General features: G+C 62.0%; 8 protein-coding genes and 1 pseudogene. 3 read left to right on the top strand and 6 right to left on the bottom strand.

Features of this window, described 5'->3' with window-relative positions; genetic code table 11:
* Positions 1-44: 44 nt before the first annotated feature.
* Together AC1DBN_RS11995 and AC1DBN_RS11990 are read left to right on the top strand one after the other, a co-directional pair.
* Positions 45-338 carry a putative quinol monooxygenase gene (locus tag AC1DBN_RS11995; RefSeq protein ID WP_056077941.1) on the top strand — a complete coding sequence of 98 codons (294 nt, stop codon included), beginning with the start codon at positions 45-47 and terminating at the stop codon, positions 336-338.
* A 260-nt stretch (positions 339-598) separates the two neighbouring features.
* Positions 599-3,220 carry a GH32 C-terminal domain-containing protein gene (locus AC1DBN_RS11990; RefSeq protein ID WP_477723271.1) on the top strand — a complete coding sequence of 874 codons (2,622 nt, stop codon included), beginning with the start codon at positions 599-601 and terminating at the stop codon, positions 3,218-3,220.
* Between the two features lie 119 nt (positions 3,221-3,339).
* Here the strand turns inward: AC1DBN_RS11990 and AC1DBN_RS11985 are convergent, their stop codons facing one another.
* Together AC1DBN_RS11985 and metH are read right to left on the bottom strand one after the other, a co-directional pair.
* Complete coding sequence (locus AC1DBN_RS11985; RefSeq protein ID WP_056077946.1) at positions 3,340-3,753, bottom strand: ester cyclase; 414 nt, start codon at positions 3,751-3,753, stop codon at positions 3,340-3,342.
* A gap of 327 nt (positions 3,754-4,080) precedes the next feature.
* Complete coding sequence (gene metH / locus AC1DBN_RS11980; protein WP_477723270.1) at positions 4,081-7,725, bottom strand: methionine synthase; 3,645 nt, start codon at positions 7,723-7,725, stop codon at positions 4,081-4,083.
* Positions 7,726-8,062: 337 nt separating this feature from the next.
* Between metH and AC1DBN_RS11975 the strand changes: the two genes are divergently transcribed.
* Positions 8,063-9,829, top strand: coding sequence for an ATP-dependent nuclease (locus AC1DBN_RS11975; RefSeq protein ID WP_477723269.1), 1,767 nt, complete (start codon positions 8,063-8,065; stop codon positions 9,827-9,829).
* A 671-nt stretch (positions 9,830-10,500) separates the two neighbouring features.
* On the opposite strand, the gene AC1DBN_RS11970 is transcribed toward AC1DBN_RS11975, so the two are convergent.
* The 4 genes and pseudogenes from AC1DBN_RS11970 to AC1DBN_RS11955 form a co-directional block, all read right to left on the bottom strand.
* Positions 10,501-11,238 (bottom strand): hypothetical protein, encoded by a 738-nt coding sequence (locus tag AC1DBN_RS11970; protein ID WP_477723268.1) that lies wholly within the window; start codon positions 11,236-11,238, stop codon positions 10,501-10,503.
* A gap of 248 nt (positions 11,239-11,486) precedes the next feature.
* Positions 11,487-13,574 (bottom strand): ABC transporter ATP-binding protein, encoded by a 2,088-nt coding sequence (locus tag AC1DBN_RS11965; RefSeq protein ID WP_477723267.1) that lies wholly within the window; start codon positions 13,572-13,574, stop codon positions 11,487-11,489.
* A 205-nt stretch (positions 13,575-13,779) separates the two neighbouring features.
* Positions 13,780-15,495: a thiamine pyrophosphate-dependent enzyme gene (locus AC1DBN_RS11960; protein ID WP_477723266.1), complete on the bottom strand. Its 1,716-nt coding sequence runs from the start codon at positions 15,493-15,495 to the stop codon at positions 13,780-13,782.
* 40 nt (positions 15,496-15,535) lie between these two features.
* A pseudogene (locus tag AC1DBN_RS11955) lies at positions 15,536-15,723 on the bottom strand (amino acid permease); the annotation flags it as partial.

The raw sequence follows: 15,723 nt of genomic DNA, 5'->3' as shown, positions 1-15,723 counted from the left end.
CCAAACGAGATAGACCTCTGCAAATCCCCCTGAAGAGAGAGATCATGACCAAAACCCTGTATGCCGAATTCACCGTCAAAGCCGGCAGTGAGGCCCGCGTTGCCGAAATGATGGTCGAACTGACCCGGCACGTCCGCAACGAACCAGGCAACGAACTGTTCCTTCCCTACACCCGCGAAGAAAATCCGCGGGAATACTTCGTCTTCGAGGTCTACCGGGATGAAGCCGCATTCCAGGAGCACATCACCGCGGACTACGGAGCCAGGTTCAACGAGGAATTGGTCCGCCACATCGAAGGTGACGGCTCGGAGCTGACCTGGCTGAACCCGGTCCTATAGCCAGTTGCAAACAGCGGCCAGAGGGTAGGCGCCACCGAGGGCCTTTCCCTTAGAGACCGCACCTTCGCACGCCTCAGCCCCCGTCCTGCGGACGCGGGGCCAGTCGTCGTTCCCTCATCCCGGCGGCCTGTTCATACGCGAAAAAACCGGTGGCAAAATGACCGTTGACTTGTCTGATGGACATCTTTTAGAGTCCATCGCATCGATTGACAACGTTGTCTACTGACTGGACACGCGCGATGAAGGGCGACACAAGCAACATGAAACAATCCACCATGCGGAGCACGCGCAGCGTCTCTGCACTGACACTGGCCAGCCTCTCGCTCGCCACTGCATTGGCCGGTGCCATGCCTGCGTCCGCCGCTGAACTTGGGGATGAGCAGCACCGGCCGGCGATCCATTACACGCCGGAGAAGAACTGGATGAACGACCCCAACGGGCTCGTTTTCTACAAGGGCGTCTACCACATGTACTACCAGCACAACCCCTCCGGTAACACCTGGGGGAACATGTCCTGGGGCCACGCCACATCCAAGGACCTGGTCCACTGGGAAGAGCAGCCGCTGGCCATCCCCACCGATGCCCAGGAGGACGTCTTCTCCGGCAGCATCGTCGTCGACAAAAACAACACGTCCGGTTTGGGCACTAAAAAGAATCCCCCGTTGATCGCGATCTACACCAGCGCCTACAAGGACCCGTCTCCGCACCGCGGCCTGCAGGCCCAATCCCTGGCCTACAGCCTTGACGACGGCCAGACCTGGACCAAGTACGACGGCAATCCGGTGCTGAGCCGGAACTCAGCCAACTTCCGTGACCCGAAGGTCTTCTGGTACGACAAGCCCGGCGGTGGCGGCTACTGGGTCATGACCGCCGTGGAATCGCAGGAGCACAAGGTTGTCCTCTACAAGTCCGACAACCTCAAGGACTGGACGGTGCTGAGCGAATTCGGGCCCGCCAACGCCACCGGCGGGCAGTGGGAATGCCCCGACCTGTTCCCCTTAGCTGTTGATGGCGACCCGAACAACGTCAAATGGGTCATGACAGTCAGCATCAACCCCGGCGGTGTCGCTGGAGGCTCCGCCGTCCAGTACTTCGTGGGCAACTTCGACGGCACCACATTCACCTCCGAAACCACCAAACCAGCCGTTGCCCCGCCGGCCGGCACCGTCCTGGCCGGATTCAACGACGGAACCTACAACAGCTGGACGGTGAACAACGAACCGGGCAACTGGAAGAACGGCCCCTTCGGTGACGCCCCGGCGACCGGTTCGATTTCCGGCCAGAGCCCCGTGACCGGATTCGGCGGCAGCGGACTGATCAACTCCTTCAATGACGGGGACTGGCCGCTCGGTTCCATGCAGTCGCCCACATTCACCGTCACCGACGACTACCTGAACTTCCTGGTGGGCGGCGGCAAGCACCCCCACGTCTCCGACAAGCTGGACAACAACCCGCCTGAAGGAGAGCTCAAGTTTGACGGCTTCGAAGTTCCTGACGGGACGACGCTGGCCGCAGCAGGCTGGACCGGAACAGGAGACCTGACGCCCAATTACCAGCCGGCCACCAGCGGCGGGGACTATTACATCGGCGCCAAACGGATCAACACGTTTGAAACCGGCACCGTACCCGGTGATGACCGCCAAGGCACCCTGACATCACCCGCGTTCCCCCTCACGAAGAACTTCATGAGCATGTTGGTGGGAGGCGGCAACCGCACCGCCGACTCCGGACAGACCCTGGCTGTCCAGCTGCTCATCAATGGCAACGTGGTCCGCTCCCTGGCCGGCGACAATGCCGGGTTGCTGAACTGGAAGGGCTGGGACGTCTCCGAATTCGCCGGGCAAAACGCCCAGCTGCGGATCGTTGACCAAGCTACCGGCGGGTGGGGACACCTCACCCTTGACCACGTCATGCTCACCGACACCGCAGCTGTGCCCAGGTCCGATGAAGAAACGGTGAACCTGGTAGTCGACGGACAGGTGGTGCGTACTGCCACCGGCAACGACAGTGAATCCCTTGACTGGGCATCATGGGACGTCAAGGAATTCGTTGGCCGGCAGGCACACATCAAGGTGGTCGACAACAACCGGTTCGGCTGGGGACACATACTCGCGGACGAATTCACTGCGAGCCCCACACCGGCGGCATCCCGCTTGGAGGCCTACGACTGGCTTGATTACGGACGGGACTACTACGCCGCCGTATCCTTCGCCAACATGCCCGACGACAAGCGGATCATGCTCGGCTGGATGAGCAACTGGGACTACGCAAACAACATCCCAACCAACCCCTGGCGCAGCGCCATGGCCCTTCCCCGCGAAGTAGAACTCACCCAAACCCCTGACGGCCCCCGCCTTACCCAAAGCGCCGTAAAGCAGGTGGAGAAACTGGGAGGGAAAGCCGCCTACAAGGACAAGAAGGGCGGACCGATCTCCGCAGGAACGCACCCGCTGCCGGCACAGTCGGCAGGGCAGGTGCAGCAGGTGGACATCACCTTCGACCCCGGAACCGCAACAAAATCCGGCATCACCGTCCTCGGCGACGGCACCTCATCCACCGTCATCGGCTACGACGCCACAACCGGCAAGATGTTCGTTGACCGCAGAAACTCAGGCAACACAACATTCCACCCGGCCTTCGCCTCCATCGAGGACGCCCCCGTCACGCCGGACAAGAACGGCACCATCACCATGCGGATCTACCTCGACCACTCCTCCGTTGAGGTGTTCGCCCAGAACGGCCTGAAGACCATCACCGACCAGGTATTTCCCAACCCGGGAGCCGACAAGATGGCCCTCTTCGCCGAAGGCGGTACCGCCCAGCTCAAATCGCTCACCGTGACGCAGCTGGACAAGGCAATGTTCCTTCCCGAAAAGAAATAACACACCGGTAGGGCCAGCTCCCCCGCGAGCTGGAGCTGAAGGGACTGGGTTCGGTATTAAACCGGGCCCAGTCCCTTCAGCTATATTCGCGAAGCAACCAAGGTCCTGATTCCCTACATCTAGGCGTCGATTGGCCGGATTTGCATCATCAGCCCGAAGAGGTCCGGGAGGCCGTGCTCCTCAGTGATTTGACCATTTGTGAATCGATAGACGTTCATCGCCTGCGCTTGGATTGGTTTGCCTGTTGCAGGTACGCCGAGGAAGTCCCCTTGGTGTGTGCCACGAAGGATGAATCGTGCGGCTACCGTGTTTCCTTCAATAATGGTTTCTTCCAGTGACCACTGGACGTCGGGAAACGCTTGCCGCATTATGCCGATTATTTTCAGGTAGCCGCTTGGACCCTGCACCGGCTCCGGCAGGAAGGGCACGTGGAACGTCGCCGACGGTGAAATGACCTCAACACCGATCTTTTCGTCGGCTGAATTGATGAATTCGACGAAACGATCCATGCGTTCACGGAGTTCTTCACTCATTTGCTTGCTTCCTTCACGCCTTAGTTCCTGACCGTACACCGTGGCTAGTGGCGGGTAGATGATGACTATTTCGCAGTCGGCCCAGCAGTTCCACGAGATCATCTTCCTGACTCATGCCAACAGCATTCGACAATCGGCCATTGGCTCGATGAGGGAGGACCTGCGGTCCAGCTCTTCCTCCGACGATAGTGTCCGGCCTTTTCCACGCGGTCAAGAGCTCGCTCGTGCTCCGATGGTAATCGCACGGGCCGAAACTACATCGGAAGCCGGCTCGAGCCGTGAACCGATCATGCATCGGTTCCGCGCAGGCTGAAGGTCCGGCCCAACTCACACCTTGAAGTACTTGGCCTCCGGGTGGTGGAACACGAACGCGTCGGTGGACTGTTCCGGGTGCAGCATCAGCTCGTCGCTGAGGATCACGCCCATCCGCTCGGGCTTGAGGAGCTCCACCACCTTGCGGCGGTCCTCCATGTCCGGGCAGGCCGGGTAGCCCAGTGAGAACCGGGCGCCCCGGTAGTCCAGCTTGAACAGGCCCGCCTTGTCCTTGGGCTCCTCGGCGGCGAACCCCAGCTCCTTGCGGATCCGGGAGTGCCAGAACTCGGCCAGGGACTCGGTGAGCTGCATGACCAGGCCGTTGAGCTCGTAGTAGTCGCGGTACTGGTTGGCGGCAAACATCTTGGAGGTGAACTCCTCGATCTTCGAACCGGCGGTGACCAGCTGCACCGGCAGCACGTCGATCTGGCCCGACTCACGGGAGCGCACAAAGTCAGCGAGGCAGAGGTGCCGGTCGCGGCGCTGGCGCGGGAAGTTGAAGCGCAAGCGCTCGGTGCCGATGGGGCCGCCTGAACCGCCGTCCGGGGCGAGCAGGCCCGCGGTGCCCAGGACGCCGTCGCGGTCTTCGCCGTGGTGCAGCACCACCACGTCCTCGCCTTCGGTGACCACCGGGAAGTAGCCGTAGGCCACGGAAGCGTCCAGCATGCCCTCACCGAGGATGCGGTCCAGCCAGTAGCGCAGGCGCGGCCGGCCTTCGCGTTCCACCAATTCCTCGTAGGAGGCGCCGTCCTCGCCGCGGCCGGGCTTGAGGCCCCACTGGCCCATGAAGGTGGCGCGTTCGTCGAGGAAGCTGGCGTAATCATTCAGGGCCACGCCGCGCACAATGCGGGTACCCCAGAACGGCGGCGCGGGCACCGCGTTGTCAGCTACGACGTCGGACCGGCCGGGCATTGCCTCGGGCTCGGTCACGGTGAACTTGGGTCCGCCCTTGTGGATGCGCTTCTTCAGCGGCGGCAGGCCCACGGTGTCCGGGTCCTCGCCGCGGGCCACCCGGACCAGCGGTTCCATCAGGGCCAGGCCCTCGAAGGCGTCCTTAGCGTAGCGGACGGTGCCCTCAAACTGCTCGGCCAGGTCCTGCTCCACGTAGGCGCGGGTGAGGGCGGCGCCGCCCAGGATGATGGGCCACTTCTTCGCCAGGCCGCGGGTCTGCAGCTCGGCGAGGTTGTCCTTCATCACCACGGTGGACTTCACCAGCAGCCCGGACATGCCGATGACGTCCGCGTCGTGTTCCTCGGCGGCGGCCATGATCTCGGCGATGCCCTGCTTGATGCCGATGTTGATGACGTTGTAGCCGTTGTTGGTGAGGATGATGTCCACGAGGTTCTTGCCAATGTCGTGAACGTCGCCGCGGACGGTGGCGATCACCATGGTGCCCTTGCCGGAGGAATCGGACTTCTCCATGTGTGGCTCCAGCAGGGCCACGGCGTTCTTCATCACCTCGGCGGACTGGAGCACGAACGGCAGCTGCATCTCGCCGGCCCCGAACCGCTCACCCACCACCTTCATGCCCTCAAGGAGCTGGTCGTTGATGATGGACAGCGGGCTCATGCCTTCGCTGCGGGCCAGGTCCAGGTCCGCTTCGAGGCCCTTGCCTTCACCGTCGATGATGCGGCGCTGCAGGCGTTCGCCGGTGGGCAGGGCGGCGAGTTCCGCGGCGCGCTGGTCCTTCAGCGCTGCGGTGTCGACGCCGGCGAACAGGTCCAGCATGATGGCCAGCGGATCGTACGTGACGTTCCCGTCGGCGTCGTATTCGCGGCGGTCGTAGACGAGGTCCAGGGCCACCTTGCGCTGCTCCTCCGGGAGGGAGGCGAGCGGGACGATCTTGGCGGCGTCGATGATGCCGCTGGTCAGGCCTGCCTGGACGGCTTCGTGCAGGAACACGGAGTTGAGCACCATGCGCGCCGCCGGGTTCAGGCCGAAGGACACGTTGGAGACGCCGAGGGTGGTGTTGATGCCGGGGTACTTGGTGGTGATCTGGCGGATGGCCTCGATGGTTTCGATGCCGTCGCGGCGGGTTTCCTCCTGGCCGGTGGCCACGGGGAAGGTGAGGGCGTCCACAATGATGTCCTCGACGCGCATGCCCCAGTCCCCCACCAGGGAGTCCACCAGGCGGGAGGCAATGGCTACCTTACCCTCGGTGGTGCGGGCCTGGCCCTGTTCGTCGATGGTCAGGGCGATCACGGCGGTGCCGTGTTCCTTCACCAGCGGCATGATGCGGGCGAAGCGGCTGTTGGGACCGTCGCCGTCCTCGTAGTTGACGGAGTTCACCACCGGGCGGCCGCCGATGAGCTCGAGTCCGGCCTGCAGCACGGGCGGTTCCGTGGAGTCGATGACCAGCGGGAGGGTGGAGGCCGACGCGAAACGGGAGACGATCTCCTTGATGTCCGCGACGCCGTCGCGCCCTACATAGTCGATGCAGACGTCCAGCAGGTGCGCGCCCACGCGGACCTGCTCGCGGGCGATGTCCACGCAGTCGTCCCAGCGCTCTTCGAGCATGGCCTGGCGGAACGCCTTGGAGCCGTTGGCGTTGGTGCGCTCACCGATGGCCAGGTAGGCGGATTCCTGGTCGAAGTTCACGTGGTGGTAGAGGGAGGCGATGCCGGCTTCGCGCTCGGTGGGCGTGCGGGCCGGTTCTGTTGCCGCGTTGGCGGGCACGGCTTGCTGGCGGAAGGGCTCGAGACGTTCGACGACGGCGGCCATGTGCTCCGGCGTCGTACCGCAGCAGCCGCCCACCAGGCCGAGGCCGAATTCGCGGACGAACTGCTCGTGCGCGGTGGCGAGTTCGCTGGGTGTGAGCGGGTAGTGCGCGCCGTTGGGGCCGAGGACGGGCAGGCCGGCGTTGGGCATGCAGGCGATGGCGACGGTGGACTGCTTGGAGAGGTGGCGCAGGTGCTCGCTCATCTCGTCCGGGCCGGTGGCGCAGTTCAGGCCGATGGCGTCGACGCCGAGCGGTTCCAGGGCGGTGAGTGCGGCGCCGATTTCGGAGCCCATGAGCATGGTGCCGGTGGTTTCGACCGTCACCTCCACGAAGATGGGGAGGCGGATTCCCTTGGCGACGATGGCCTGCTTGCAGCCGTTGACGGCGGCCTTGGTCTGCAGCAGGTCCTGGCTGGTTTCGATGAGGAACGCGTCCGCGCCGCCGTCGATGAGGCCCTCGGCTTGCAGGGCGAAGGTCTGCTTGAGGTACTCGTAGGTGGTGTGGCCGAGGCTGGGGAGCTTGGTGCCGGGGCCCATGGAACCGAGGACCCAGCGCATCCGGCCGTCTGTTTCTTCGGCGGCTTCGGCGCGTTCGCGGGCGATCTTGGCGCCCTTGTGTGCCAGTTCCTCGATGCGGTCATCGATGCCGTAGTCGGAGAGGTTGGACCAGTTGGCGCCGAAGGTGTTGGTTTCCACGGCGTCGATGCCGGTGGCGAAGTAGGCGTCGTGGATGTCCGCGAGGACGTCCGGGCGGGTGTCGTTGAGGATCTCGTTGCAGCCTTCCAGCCCCAGGAAGTCGTCCTCGAGCGACAGCTCCCGGCCCTGCAGCATGGTGCCCATCGCCCCGTCGGCAATGACCACCCGGTGGTTCACCGCGTCCAGCAGCTCCTGGGCGCGGACGGGACGGGGCACGGACTCAATATCAAGCGCAAAACGAGGCATCTAAACAGGTTACGTCTGGGGGCTCCAACGTTGGGCTGTGTGTCCGTGTACTACGTACGACGCCTAGTGGTGGCCTTCGCTTCTATCTTCGAGTGCGATGCGAAGATCACCGTAGGCTGACCACGGATGTACCTTTCCGCAGGCGCGGCACTGCTTGCTTTGCTTGGCAACACTGACTCCTGATCGGCAATGTGGCCGCCCTGAGAGGGCTGCTGCGGCACGCCGAGCAGGGCAAACTGCCCGTTGACAGCCAAACGCCGCTTTCGCAAGAGAATCCGTCTGCTACCTTGGCATTTCTGCCAAGCATCAAATTGATAGTCGAAACTAGGGGACATTGATGATTCTAGACAAGGTGACAATCACCGGATTTCGCTCAATAGAGGGAGAATTAGCCGTCCGGGTGGGGTCCCCTACTATTTTGGCTGGACATAACGATGCCGGCAAGAGCGCTGTTATGGATGCCATCGGTTTCCTGCTAGACGCAAATAAGCTGACTGATAGAGATCGAACCTACGGGGAACCAGGGCCTGATGGTACACCATCTCGCGTTTCCGAGACCGTGGTTGAAGGTGAGTTTGCGCTTCGAGAGGAAGAACAAGATTTACTGTCTCTCCCGTCGCCGGTCAGAATACGGCGCGCGTACCGGGAGACTGGGACTGCCCTCGAAGTCCTGACAGCTGTTCCAGTAGACGACAGGTTGAGGGATATTCGCGCGCAGGACGTAAAAACACTCAAATTCAGGCTAAATGGACTTGGTCTATCGGAAATAGGTAACAAGGCGGAACTCGCAGAGCGTCTGGAGGAACAAGTTCAGTCGGCAGAGAAGCATGACATGTGGACACCTGCATCTGCAGATCTCAAACGATCACTTCCGCGCATACAGCGCTTCGACGCAACGTCGACGCAAAATCCCGAGGAGGCCATACTCTCTACCCTTCGCACGTCGTACACCACCCATACGGAAGACGACACAATCAAGGGAAATCTGACGGAGCTAACAAGCGTACTTCAAGGGAAGGTCGCGAAGGATGCAGAGGATCTTCGCAAACACATCAAACTGCAGTGCGCTGACATCGGCGAGATCCAAATTCACCCTGTGGTGCGCTTGGACAGTGGTCTCAAGTCGTTGGAGGTAAGCGCTGTAAACGCTCGTGGCGAGCAGGTACATCTAGGGCAATCCGGCACTGGCCGATCCCGACGCATTGCGCTAGCTGTGTGGGAGTTCAACGCCGATCTGCTGAGCGGGTCGAACCAAGACACAGTACTCCTCTACGATGAGCCAGACACACATCTCGACTACAGCCATCAAAGGGGCTTCATGAAGCTGCTTGACGAGCAGGCTGCCTTATCGAACGTCAGGATTGTTGTCGCAACACATTCCATGAACCTAATTGACGGCGTCGACATCTCAAATATCGTCCATTTGCGACATGTCGCGAGTCGTACACAAGCTGACCAAATTACCGATGACACTCAAATCGGCTCACACCTCGGGGCAATCGCGGCCTCACTCGGACTCAGAAACACCGTATTGCTCCACGAACGACTCTTCGTAGGAGTCGAGGGTCCTACGGAAAGCCGCGCCTTCCCAGTACTTTTCAAGCTCGCAACTGGGCGTCAACTTCAAGCCTGTGGCATCGCGATATGGCCTTGCGATAACAATGACGGCGCTCTTCGGTTCGCCAAGTACCTAAGATCGCACAACCGGGACGTTTTACTAGTAGTTGATGAAGATTCCCGCGATCTAAAAATGTTCTCGGAGCAGCGACTCGCAAATCACGGCCTGGCGCTAGGAACGGACGTTCTTACTGTTGGAGTCAGGGAGTTCGAAGACACATTCACGGATGCCCAATGGGTCGAATGCGCTAATCGAGAGTGGCCGCGAACGGATAAACGCGAGTGGGCCCACGCTGATTTCTCGCCCCACCGGGCCGGTAAATTCAGCTCGAATGTCGAAGCCATGATCCGCGAAAACAGCACGACTGAGGTTAGTGGGAAGCCTGAAATAATGACCGCACTGGCACTAGGACTTCAAAACGCTGACGAAGTTCCAGAAAAACTGCGAGACGTTTTTCAAGAGCTGATTTCGCGCGCAGATTACTGACGCGTTCGCCGAGCCACCATACGGGCTCGCCGCTGGGCAGGAGTGGGTACAACCCAGTTGTGGTAGCCAACGGAGTTGGCCCATTCGATGGCGTGATGCCGTTCATCGCGGCCACACCACCTGCACGCGTTGGGAGGCGGAGCCGTGACGTGACGGATATGTACTGTGTGGTGTGTGCTCATCAAACTCAACTCCTCTCGGTAGGCACTTAGTACAGCAGGTACCCCTGACATTCCTGACGTCGTGAGCTCGCTTGGCCGCCGGATTAGGATACTGCTCAGCGGACAGCTTGGGTAGCTCTCCCGCTGCCTTTTGCATAACTCTCCGCGGAACTGAGCCGGGCTGGCTAGGGCCCATGGACTGGCAGGCTACTCATGCTTCGCCCTGCTTGGAACTTGAACCAGTCAACAAGAACTAGTTGCTGGGCGGTATTTTCGCCAATGCCCGCTTTTCCAAAAGGCTCGCGTCCAAGTTTCCGCCAGGTATCCAACTGGAAGAGTCACGTGAGGAACCACCTGCCGCCGCCAGTTTCAATACAGTATTAGAAGGGCAACCGAACTGACCAATGAGTATTGAAGAGCCGGGCATGGCAATACTGACTCTCGTTGGCTGGCGTGAATTCTTCCGCCGCCAACCACCCCTACGAGGACTAGAACGATTTACCGATCTGGCTACGATCGTCGGATTTTACTCAAGAAATCACATAGTTCTTTATAAGAAGAAGCACTATCATCGATGACAAATTTCGCTCGTTCAATTATCGCAAGTTGCTTATCATAATCGCGTTGAAATGTAGGTTCTGAAACCGCCAGCAAGTACACTAGAGCGCCTAGCGCCTGAGTGGCCTTATTGAGCGCTTCAATCCTGCAATAATCGTAAGTCGCATGATTTCGGGGATTCAGAACGAATTCATCATTACTTTGACTCTTGAGTTGCCAAATCCAATTGGCGTGGGCAATTTTGTTTCTATCCGTAATTACAGGTTGCAACTGGTCGCGGATAAGCGCAAGCAGCATTAGACGCTGGGCGTTCGGAACTGCGCCTAATGATGAATTGTTCAAGGTTCCACTGCTGGCGACGCCGTAGTGGCGGCGGAATGCTAATTCAACGGTTTTTCTCCATTGCAGTTCCTGAGTATTCCGTCCCCAAATAATTTCACGTTCCTGGTCCGAAAAACCAGTGGGATCCGCGATTACCTTCTTAAGAGTCGCTTCAGCCATAATCCCCACTAACAGCAAGTGAACGCGACGAATGGCCAACACGGATGGTTGCGCGATATCAGGATTCCGGAAACTTCCGGTGGACCTGATTTCGGCTTTGTGCAGCCGCTGCAACTGTACGATTGTGTTTTTTACCTCGGAAAGATTTTCCGAATGGCGTGAAAAAGGGACGGATCTGGGGAATGTCATTGTCTACTCCTGGACGCCACTGCCTACGGACTAAGGCCGTAACCACTGGCGCCGAGGAGTCGAACCAAGAACCTTCTCAGGCGAACCTGAGATGCGCACCGTGCGCCTACGCCCAACGGTGAGAATACACGCCTTTTAACAACAGCGCCAATCCAACTAATCCTTGGTCGAATACACACCGACTAAGCGCGAACCTCCAGCCCTAATGCTTAGCGAGTCGAGTTGCTCTCCATCTGCGACTATGCCGCTCATACCTCCGCCACGGGAGCCGCGAACTGCGCCTCGTACAGCCGCGCATAAGCCCCGCCCGCTGCCAACAACGAAGCGTGCGTCCCCTGCTCCACGATCTGGCCGGCCTCCATCACCAGGATGAGGTCGGCGTCGCGGATGGTGGACAGGCGGTGGGCGATCACGAAGGACGTGCGGTCGGACCGCAGGGCACTCATGGCTTTCTGCACCAGCACTTCCGTCCGGGTGTCCACCGATGACGTCGCCTCATCCAGGATCAGCACTGACGGCCGGGCCAGGAACGCCCGGGCAATGGTCAGCAGCTGCTTCTCCCCGGCGGATACGTTGGAGCCTTCGTCGTCCAGCACGGTGTCATATCCGTCCGGCAGCGAATGCACGAACCGGTCCACATAGGTCGCCTGCGCCGCCTCCAGGATCTCCCCCTCGGATGCTCCTGGCCGGCCGTACGCGATGTTGTCCCGGATGGTCCCGCCGAACAGCCACGTATCCTGCAGCACCATCCCCATCCGCGAGCGCAGGTCATGCCGGCTCATGGTGGTGATGTCCACGCCGTCCAGCGTGATCCGGCCGGCGTCCAGCTCGTAGAACCGCATCATAAGGTTCACCAGCGTGGTCTTCCCCGCCCCGGTGGGCCCCACGATCGCCACCGTCTGCCCCGGCTCTGCCACCAGCGACAGGTTGGAGATCAGCGGCTTGTCCGGCGAATACGCAAAAGACACCTCCTCAAACTCAAGCCGACCGCGCACCGCCCGGCCGCCGTCGTACGCCTCCCCCGAAGCCGACGCCGCGGCACCCAAAGCACCAGCACCCACACCGGAACCAGCACCGCCAGAACCAGAAGGATCCGCCGACTGCTCCTCCGTATCCAGCAGCTCAAACACCCGCTCGGCCGACGCCACGCCGGACTGCAGCAGGTTGGCCATGGATCCCAGCTGCGCCAGCGGCTGCGTGAACTGCCGCGAATACTGGATGAACGCCTGCACATCGCCCAGCTGCATCGCCCCGGACGCCACCTGCAGACCGCCCACCACCGCGATCCCCACATACACCAGGTTCCCGATGAACGTCATGGCCGGCATGATCAGCCCGGAAATGAACTGCGCCCCGAAGCTCGCCTCATACAGCTCCTGGTTCTTCTGCCGGAACTGCTCCCCCACCTCGCGCTGCCGGCCGAACACCTTCACCAGCGCATGCCCGGTGTACGTCTCCTCGATCTGCCCGTTCAGCTGCCCCGTGTTCTTCCACTGCGCCACGAACAGCTTTTGCGACCGTTTGGCGATCAGCGCCGTGATCCCCAGCGTCAGCGGAATGGTCACCAGCGCGATCAGCGCCAGCGTGGGCGAAAGGATGAACATCATCACCAGCACACCCACCACGGACAGCACGGACGTCACCGCCTGGGAGATGGACTGCTGCAGGCTCTGCGAAATGTTGTCCACATCGTTGGTGACCCGGCTCAGCAGCTCACCGCGCTGGATGGAATCAAAGTACTTCAGCGGCAGCCGGTTGATCTTCGCCTCGATCTCCTCACGCAGCCCGAACACCGTCCGCTGCACCACCCCGTTCAGCACATACGCCTGCCCCCACATGAACGCCGACGCCAGCACATACAGCACCAGCGCCCACGTCAGCACGCTCCCCAGCGCCGCGAAGTCGATCCCGGCACCGGGCGTCAGCGTCATGGCGCTGAGCATGTCCGCCTTCTGGTTGTCCCCCGCCGCGCGCAGCTGCGCAATCAGCTGCTCCTGCGTCACGCCCGCCGGCAGCTCCTTGGACACCACACCGGAGAAGATCAGGTTGGTGCCCTCGCCCAGCAGCCGCGGCCCGATCACCTGCAGCACCACGCCCGCCACGGCCATCAGCAGCACCAGGGTGAGCCAGGCACGTTCCGGCCGCAGCGTCCCCAGCAGCCGCTTGGCGGACGCGCCGAAGTTCATCGCCTTCTCCGCCGGAATGTTCATCCCGCCAAAGGGCCCGCCACGTCCGGGTCCGCCGGCCGGACGCGGGATGCGTACGACGTCGGCGTCCGCGGTTTTGGTGCCGGCCGCGGCCTTGGTGCCGGGTGCCGACGCGGGTTCGGGGCTCATGCCGTCTCCTCCGCCGGGAGCTGGAAGAACACGGGCCGACTTACTGCCTGCCGCCACGGGCGCGGCGGCCGCAGGTGTTCAAGAAACAGTCTCCAGCGCATGCCGGCTCCAACCTGACTCGAAGCTCACGGGAAGTGATGCGAAGGTCAGTTTACGTCCGGAGGCTGGGAATCACCGGACAGATTCGCCACAGGAAATGCCCCTCTCAATAGGCTTTGACCCGCTGCTCCACGATGAGGTGGATCAGCGCAAAGACATCGTCCTCATCGATGGCCGCCAACGCCGCGTCCAGGGCGGCCGGAACATCGCAGTCCTCGGCGACGGTGACCCCAAAACCGCCGAAGGCCCGGGCCATCAGGCCGAAATCCGGATTCTTCAGCTGCGTCCCGGAGACGCGGGCCGGGTAGTGCCGCTCCTGATGGGTGCGGATGGTGCCGTACTCCTGGTTGTCCATCACGATCACCAGCGGCGTGGCCCCGTACTGCGCGGCGGTAGCGAGTTCCTGGCCGTTCATGAGGAACTCGCCGTCCCCGGCAATGGTGACCACCCGGCGTCGTGGTTCAGCCAGCGAGGCCGCGATGGCCGAGGGGACCGAATAGCCCATGGAACCGTTGCGGGCACTGATCATGGAGGCGTAGCGGCGGGTGGGGAAATACCGGTGCGCCCAGTTGGTGTGCCCCCCCGCACCGAAGGTGACCATCGCGTTCTCCGGCAGCCTGGGGACCAGGTTCGCCATTAGCGTGTCCATCCTCGCCTGCCCCGCTGCCGGCTCCGCCGGGGGCAGCGCGGCAAACTGCTCCTGCTCGCCGCGCATCCGGGCCGTCCACGCTTTCCACTCCTCCTTCACGGGCAGGTCGATGCCCGCAAGGTCGCGGACAAAGGCGTCAGGCTTGGCCAGGATCTGCCGCGAAACTGGCCCCGAGCGGCCACGGAGCGAGGGGTCTACCGTGACCAGGAAGTTCTTCTTGTTCCAGTCCTGCCGGCAGAGGAACCCGTCAGTGATCACGTCGCCCGGAACTGTCCCCACAAACACCAGCAGGTCGGTTTCCTCCAGCAGGTCGTACGTGGGCCGGGGGCGGCCATAGCCGATCGGTCCCACATAGGACGGGGAATCGAAGGAAACCGTGCCCTGTGTCCGCCATTCCGCTGCAGCCGGGATGTGGTGCCGTTCCAGCCATCCGGTCAGCTGGTCCGCTGCCTCCTGCGTCCAGTCGTTGCCGCCGGTGACGAACAGCGGCTTGCGGGACTCTGCCAGCGCTGCCCGGAGGGCGGTGGCGTCGGTGCTGCTCATCCCGCCGGACGCCACCGGAATGACGGGGTGGACCGCCGGGTCAATCTGCTGCCGGATGATGTCCTCCGGCAGCCCCACCACCACCGGACCCGGCCGCCCGCTCATGGCGGCGAACATCGCCTCCGCCACAATCTCGGACGCCCGTTCCGGGTGGTCCAGCACCATGACACGTTTGGCGCCGGTATCAAACCAGGCCTTGATGTCGAACTCCTGGAACGCTTCACGGTCACGGTGCGCGAACGGAATCAGGCCCACGAACAGCAGCATCGGGGTGGAATCCTGCCATGCGGTGTGCAGGCCAACATGGGCGTTGGCCGCCCCTGGCCCCCGGGTCACCATGGCTACCCCGGGGCGCTGCTGCATTTTCCCGTCCGCCTCTGCCATGTAGGCCGCACCGCCTTCGTGCCGGCAGACGATGGTTTCAATCGTCGAGTGGTGCAGGCCGTCCAGCACGTCGAGGAAGCTCTCGCCGGGGACCACGTAGGTGCGGTCCACGCCGTGGGCCAGCAGCGAATCAACAATCACGTGCCCGGCGGATTTCCGCGCCGGGCGTGGGTCAGCAGTAGGAAGAACGACGGCGGCGGGCCGGGTGTGGGATGCGGTCAGGGTTGCTTCGGTTTCCGTTGTCATGGGCTTTCTTTGGCAGTGCGGATCGGTTGGCGTTGGTGAATTACCGGATGGGCGTCCGGTTGGCGATGACGGGGGCGGTGCCGGTGTGGCCTTCGCGGGTTTCGGCGATTTCGTGGATGCGTTTGCGGCAGGCGTACCAGCCGAAGACCATCAGGACTGAGGCGATGGCTGTGACCATCATGGTCAGGGGCGAGTCGATGAAGACCATGACCAGGACACCTACCAGGA

It is taken from the genome of Pseudarthrobacter sp. 10T415 (assembly GCF_056394175.1).
The sequence above is the reverse complement of the archived record's forward strand: the minus strand, read 5'-3'. Positions and strand labels throughout refer to the sequence as shown.

Excerpts from the sequence above, each read along its gene's own strand:
- AC1DBN_RS11960 (WP_477723266.1), bottom strand. The coding sequence starts at position 15,495 with ATGACAACGGAAACCGAAGCAACCCTGACCGCATCCCACACCCGGCCC.
- AC1DBN_RS11970 (WP_477723268.1), bottom strand. The coding sequence starts at position 11,238 with ATGACATTCCCCAGATCCGTCCCTTTTTCACGCCATTCGGAAAATCTT.
- AC1DBN_RS11995 (WP_056077941.1), top strand. The coding sequence starts at position 45 with ATGACCAAAACCCTGTATGCCGAATTCACCGTCAAAGCCGGCAGTGAG.
- AC1DBN_RS11990 (WP_477723271.1), top strand. The coding sequence starts at position 599 with ATGAAACAATCCACCATGCGGAGCACGCGCAGCGTCTCTGCACTGACA.
- AC1DBN_RS11965 (WP_477723267.1), bottom strand. The coding sequence starts at position 13,574 with ATGAGCCCCGAACCCGCGTCGGCACCCGGCACCAAGGCCGCGGCCGGC.
- AC1DBN_RS11975 (WP_477723269.1), top strand. The coding sequence starts at position 8,063 with ATGATTCTAGACAAGGTGACAATCACCGGATTTCGCTCAATAGAGGGA.
- AC1DBN_RS11985 (WP_056077946.1), bottom strand. The coding sequence starts at position 3,753 with ATGAGTGAAGAACTCCGTGAACGCATGGATCGTTTCGTCGAATTCATC.
- metH (WP_477723270.1), bottom strand. The coding sequence starts at position 7,725 with ATGCCTCGTTTTGCGCTTGATATTGAGTCCGTGCCCCGTCCCGTCCGC.